The 5,171-nt window shown below is 27.7% G+C and carries 6 protein-coding genes and 1 pseudogene; 3 read left to right on the forward strand and 4 right to left on the reverse strand.

The features are described from left to right. Positions 1–468 (forward strand): annotated as a pseudogene (locus KM800_RS14830) (hypothetical protein); the annotation flags it as partial. Positions 469–593: 125 nt separating this feature from the next. Here the strand turns inward: KM800_RS14830 and KM800_RS14835 are convergent. The 4 genes from KM800_RS14835 to KM800_RS14850 form a co-directional block, all read right to left on the reverse strand. Beyond that, complete coding sequence (locus KM800_RS14835) at positions 594–1,526, reverse strand: diguanylate cyclase domain-containing protein (RefSeq protein ID WP_217813783.1); 933 nt, start codon at positions 1,524–1,526, stop codon at positions 594–596. Then, on the reverse strand, positions 1,519–2,154 hold the full coding sequence (locus tag KM800_RS14840; protein ID WP_217813784.1) for a chemotaxis protein CheC: 636 nt from the start codon (positions 2,152–2,154) through the stop codon (positions 1,519–1,521). Before KM800_RS14840 ends, KM800_RS14835 begins: the two co-directional genes overlap by 8 nt. A 1-nt stretch (position 2,155) precedes the next feature. Continuing rightward, positions 2,156–2,530 (reverse strand): response regulator, encoded by a 375-nt coding sequence (locus KM800_RS14845; RefSeq protein WP_217813785.1) that lies wholly within the window; start codon positions 2,528–2,530, stop codon positions 2,156–2,158. Between the two features lie 255 nt (positions 2,531–2,785). Next, positions 2,786–3,736 (reverse strand): LysR family transcriptional regulator, encoded by a 951-nt coding sequence (locus KM800_RS14850; protein ID WP_217813786.1) that lies wholly within the window; start codon positions 3,734–3,736, stop codon positions 2,786–2,788. A gap of 157 nt (positions 3,737–3,893) precedes the next feature. Here KM800_RS14850 and KM800_RS14855 point away from each other — a divergent pair, with 157 nt between their 5' ends. After that, positions 3,894–4,628 carry a YoaK family protein gene (locus KM800_RS14855; protein WP_217813787.1) on the forward strand — a complete coding sequence of 245 codons (735 nt, stop codon included), beginning with the start codon at positions 3,894–3,896 and terminating at the stop codon, positions 4,626–4,628. 15 nt (positions 4,629–4,643) lie between these two features. Beyond that, on the forward strand, positions 4,644–5,132 hold the full coding sequence (locus KM800_RS14860; protein WP_217813788.1) for a GNAT family N-acetyltransferase: 489 nt from the start codon (positions 4,644–4,646) through the stop codon (positions 5,130–5,132). Positions 5,133–5,171 lie beyond the last annotated feature (39 nt).

A 5,171-nucleotide genomic window follows, 5' to 3' on the forward strand; every position in this document is an offset into this window, starting at 1 on the left:
ACTGGTGATATCGGTCCTACCGGTCCTACTGGTGCTACCGGAGGAATATTAAACTTTGCAGATTTTTTTGCATTGATGCCTCCTGATAACGCAGCAACAGTAGCTCCAGGCACAGATGTAAGCTTTCCTCAAGATGGACCTACTAGTGGAACTAATATTTCACGTACTGGTCCTAGCACATTTAACCTATCTACAATTGGCACTTATCAAATTTTATTTCAGGTAAGTGTATCCGAAGCTGGACAACTTGTTTTAACTCTTAATGGAGCTGAATTAGCCTATACAGTGGTAGGAAGAGCAACAGGTACTTCTCAGATAGTAGAAATGGCTCTTGTAAATACAACATCCATCAATTCAGTACTAACTGTAAGAAATCCTGCTGGTAATGCAGTGGCACTAACTATCACTCCTCTGGCTGGTGGAACAAATCCTGTTTCAGCTCACCTTGTCATTACACAGCTTGCATAATGGAATCAAAAACAGTCAATATTTCAAATTAACCATGTTTTAAGCACCAAAAAAAATTATTGGGGGATAATGAATTTTATCCCCCTTAATATTTTAAATTATAGTCAGAAAAGCTTTCCATGACATCAATTACAGACATAATTATCCTGACCATCTCTCTTTTTTGCAATATACATAGCCATGTCTGCTTTTGCTATTAAGTCATCTATATTATCACCGTCATTCGGGTAAAAACTCACCCCAATACTCAATGATATGAATATTTGATTTTTGTCACAATCTATAACATTATTTTTAGCATTGAGTATTCTACAAGCTATAGTTTCACAATCAGTTAAATTCTTTATATGAGGTAGTAGTATAAGGAATTCATCTCCACCATATCTTGTAACTACATCATCTTTTCTTGTAGCCTTTTTAAGTATATCAGTTACTTTAACAAGAACTTTATCACCTACTTCATGTCCATAGGTATCATTTATATTTTTAAATTTATCAATGTCTATAAACATCAATCCCAACATAGTATTATTTCTCTTGGCAGCACTTAAAAATTTTTCTGAAAACTTATAAAATAAAGTCCTATTTGCAGCTCCTGTCAATTTGTCATAATAGGCTAGATTTTTAATTACTTCTTCCTTTTCTTTCAATTTCTTATTTAACTCACATAACTTAGTCACATATTTTTTTAATCTGTCAACCTGTATAAACTGATTAGTAACATCCAAAAATTCCAGAACAAGTACTTTAGAATTATTATAATCAAGCCTACTTATTTTTAGATTTAAGTTTTCCCTATCATTAACTAATTTCCCATGCATTGATGATGAAAAAAACATTTTAAGTCCAGTATCCATTACATTGGATATACTGTTTTTTAAATATCTTCTGGTCAAATTAGGTAATATTTCATATATATTATTATTAATTGCATTTTCTGAATTAATACCTGTTAAATACTCCATGTATTTGTTCCATATACAAATATTCAATCTCTGGTCAATTAATACTAATCCTTCATTAATGTTATTTAATATATCGGATATAATTTTATCCATATAATTCATCCTCTATACTATCTATTTTTTCCATTAATTCCTTTAAAGATTGAAGCGTTAAATCAATTACCACTGCACCTTCAATCTCTATTTCATCTATTACAAATGTTATATAAAGTATAAGTACATTCTTATACTCTTTATATTTAATATCTCGTCTAAAATCTATTGTATTAAATACTTTAACTTCAGGTAGAGTATAATCCAATTTAATATCCAGATGATTTCCAACTTCACCAATAATGGAATTTAAAATTATATTGCCAATTTCTTTAATAATATCAAAATCTACATTTGTAAAATCTTCATCATAAAGATTATTATCTTCATATTGACCATAACATATGTCTACAAACTTCTTCATTTTTTTTGCAGGAAAAATCAAATTTGCCTTTCCTGTAAGTTTCTTTTCAAAAGCTATAGATGATATCATTAAGGTTCCGTCAATTATCATTGGAAAATAGTCTTCCATCTTTAGATCTCTATTTTCTAAATTCAATATTTCCACATTCGGTACATCCAAAAATATTCTTTTATTAGTTATTTCTGAAAGCATGCTAGCAGCTTTGCCTACACTTATATTAAATAGTTCCTTCAATATATCATATCTCAATATTCTTTTATTCATCTTAATCATTCCTCATCATATTACATAATTTCTCAGCCTTCTTTTGATTAAATGGTTTATTAATAAATGTCAATATACCATAAGATTCTATTTCCTCTCTTACATTTTTTTGAACATCTGCAGAAATAACAGCTATTTTTGCATCATTATTATCTTTCTTTATTAATTTTATCAGCTCTTTGCCATTTAAATTAGGCATTAATAAATCTAAAATTATATAATCAGGATTGATATCTTTATATTTTTCAAATCCTTCTTGTCCATCACAGGCAAAGAACATTTCAATATCATCCAAATTTCCTATAAATTTTTTTATAAAATTGGAAATTATCTTTCGAGAAAACATTGAATCATCTACTATCAAAATTTTTAACATTATGCTTCCTATCCTTTCAATAAATTAAAAATGAATAAAACCAGCAATTGTAAAAGTCACTACTAATTACTGGTAGGTATCATCACTAGCTTAATTTTCTAAAATTTTCAAATATAGAAAACGGCTTAATTGCCCCTACTTAAATGTATAATATAACTTTAAATTCACATATAAAAATGTTAATACTAACTTGAGCCAAAGTCAATATATTACTATAAATGAATATATTTATAGAAGCCCTTATACATTAACCATTTAAATATAAATTTTATTATATACTCTTTCATTATTTACTTTTAATTTACAATTTAATTGTACAATTCTCTTTACCATATTAATAAATTCACAAGTCGCTTTTGTAATATATTCTCCTTGTCTATAGGCTATTACAATTGTAGAATTAATATCATCTATTAAAAAATAATTATTGTATTTATCTGTATTCAACAACCATATGACATTTTCCGGTATAAAAGCAAATCCCATTCCTTCAGCAGCTATTCTATGAGCAGTATCAACATTGGTAAGTTCAAGAAGAATATTTGGCTTAAAATGCGAATGTTGAAATATAATATCTGCAATAAGCCTCATTCTCTGACCTTGCTTCAACAAAATAAACTTTTCATTTTTTAAACTATTAATATATAATTTTTGATCTCTTTTAGAGTTTTTATGATAACATATGGGGTGATTCCTAGGAGCTACAAGAAATATTCTTTCATTACACACTGTTTTATATAAAATTTTTTCATTTTTTATTGGAAGATTTAATATGGCAATGTCTATTTTACCATCCAATAGCATCTGCTCTAATTTCAAGGTTACGTCTTCTTGAATTGATAATTTTATCTCTGGAAACTTATTGTTAAATTCAGGTAAAACTAATGGTAGTATATACCTTCCTATTTGGATTGGTATTCCAATTATAATTCGTCCTTTTTTAGAACCAGCTATATCACTTAGTTCTTTTCTTAATTGGATATTTAGATTGAGAATACTCTTTGCAGTTTTTAGGTACTTCTCCCCTGCAAAAGTCAATTTAATAGAGTTTGTAGTTCTATCAAATAATTTTACTCCTAAATTATTTTCCAATCTGATAATATATTGACTTAAAGAAGGTTGAGAAATATATAATTTTTTTGCTGCTTTTGAAATACTTTTTTCCTCTGATATTGCTATTACATATTCTAATTGATGAAAATTCATATAAATTTCCTACTTTCTTATAAAAAATCAATTCGTTATAGTTTTATACTATTAATTATATAATATTAATAGTATTATACATATACTAAAATCAAAAGTATAATATATAAGTATACAATACTTTAATATTATATTTTATTAAAAGGAGCTATTTATTTTGACAGTTAAAGAAATACATATATTTCATAAAAAGAAATTAAGTTTACACTATCCTATTATTACCTCTGAATCATTGATTCTTGGAATACTTCTTGCAATAGTTGGCGGATTTCTGGATGCCTATACTTTCGTAGGAAGAGGTGGTGTTTTTTCCAATGCCCAGACAGGTAACCTTGTATTGGTTGGAATATCACTTTTCAAAAGAAATTGGGCCCAATTTTTGCATGCATCAATGCCAATTTTAGGTTTTATAATTGGTGTAATGACCTATGAAACTATAAAAGATAAGAATTTTATTATTTTTATAAAAAATTCTTTATCTTTATATATAATACTAACTATTGAAATACTACTATTTTTAATTATAGGATTTGTTCCTAGAACTGTGTCAAATATTTTTGTAAATGTTACTATTTCATTTGCAGCTTCGCTGCAATATTGTTCATTTAGAAAATTAGTAGGTTCACCTTTTGCCACTACTATGTGTACCGGTAATTTACGTTCAGCCTCACATGCAGCCTATATTGCAATTACACAAAAAAATCATGAATCCATCATAAAAGCCATTAGATATTTTGTTATTATTTTCTCTTTTTTATCTGGAGCTTTTTTAGGAGGCTTTTTTACCATAAATATTGGAGATCATTCAATATGGGTTGTTTGTGTATTATTAACATTTTGTTTAATTTCACTAATTATAAGCAATCAAATTACAAATAGGCAAAATGACTAGGAGATATTTATATATATGGATATTATAATCAGACAGGCATTATTAAAGGATTTGGATGCGATATCAAAAGTTGAAGCAATCTGCTTTCCAAAATCAGAGGCAGCTACAAGAGAATCTTTAAAACAGCGTCTTAATACATTTTCAGAAAGTTTTTTTGTAGCAGAAAAAGATAAAAAAATTATTGGATTTATTAATGGTTGTATTATAAATGGAACTGTAATTTATGATGAGTTGTATGAAGATTCAACACTTCATGTTCCAAATGGTGACTATCAGACAATTTTTGGGCTTGACGTCATACCAAAATATCGTAACCATGGAATAGCCTTGCAATTAATGAATTACATAATAGATTTATCAAAAATATCAGGTAGAAAGGGTATGGTTCTCACTTGCAAGAAAAGACTCATTCACTATTATGAAAAGTTCGGATATGTCAATAAAGGTATATCTAAATCAGTACATGGCGGCGTTCAATGGTATGACATGCTTTTGAAGTTTTAATTTTTAAGAAGAGTTGAGAATATAGATAGATTTGTGTAA

The sequence above is a fragment of the Clostridium tyrobutyricum genome (assembly GCF_019144085.1).
GTDB classification, from domain to species: Bacteria; Bacillota; Clostridia; order Clostridiales; family Clostridiaceae; genus Clostridium_B; species Clostridium_B tyrobutyricum_A.

Bases quoted from the DNA above. Each gene is read 5' to 3' on its own strand.
- KM800_RS14835 (WP_217813783.1), bottom strand. From the start codon at position 1,526: ATGGATAAAATTATATCCGATATATTAAATAACATTAATGAAGGATTA.
- KM800_RS14840 (WP_217813784.1), bottom strand. From the start codon at position 2,154: ATGAATAAAAGAATATTGAGATATGATATATTGAAGGAACTATTTAAT.
- KM800_RS14845 (WP_217813785.1), bottom strand. From the start codon at position 2,530: ATGTTAAAAATTTTGATAGTAGATGATTCAATGTTTTCTCGAAAGATA.
- KM800_RS14850 (WP_217813786.1), bottom strand. From the start codon at position 3,736: ATGAATTTTCATCAATTAGAATATGTAATAGCAATATCAGAGGAAAAA.
- KM800_RS14860 (WP_217813788.1), top strand. From the start codon at position 4,644: ATGGATATTATAATCAGACAGGCATTATTAAAGGATTTGGATGCGATA.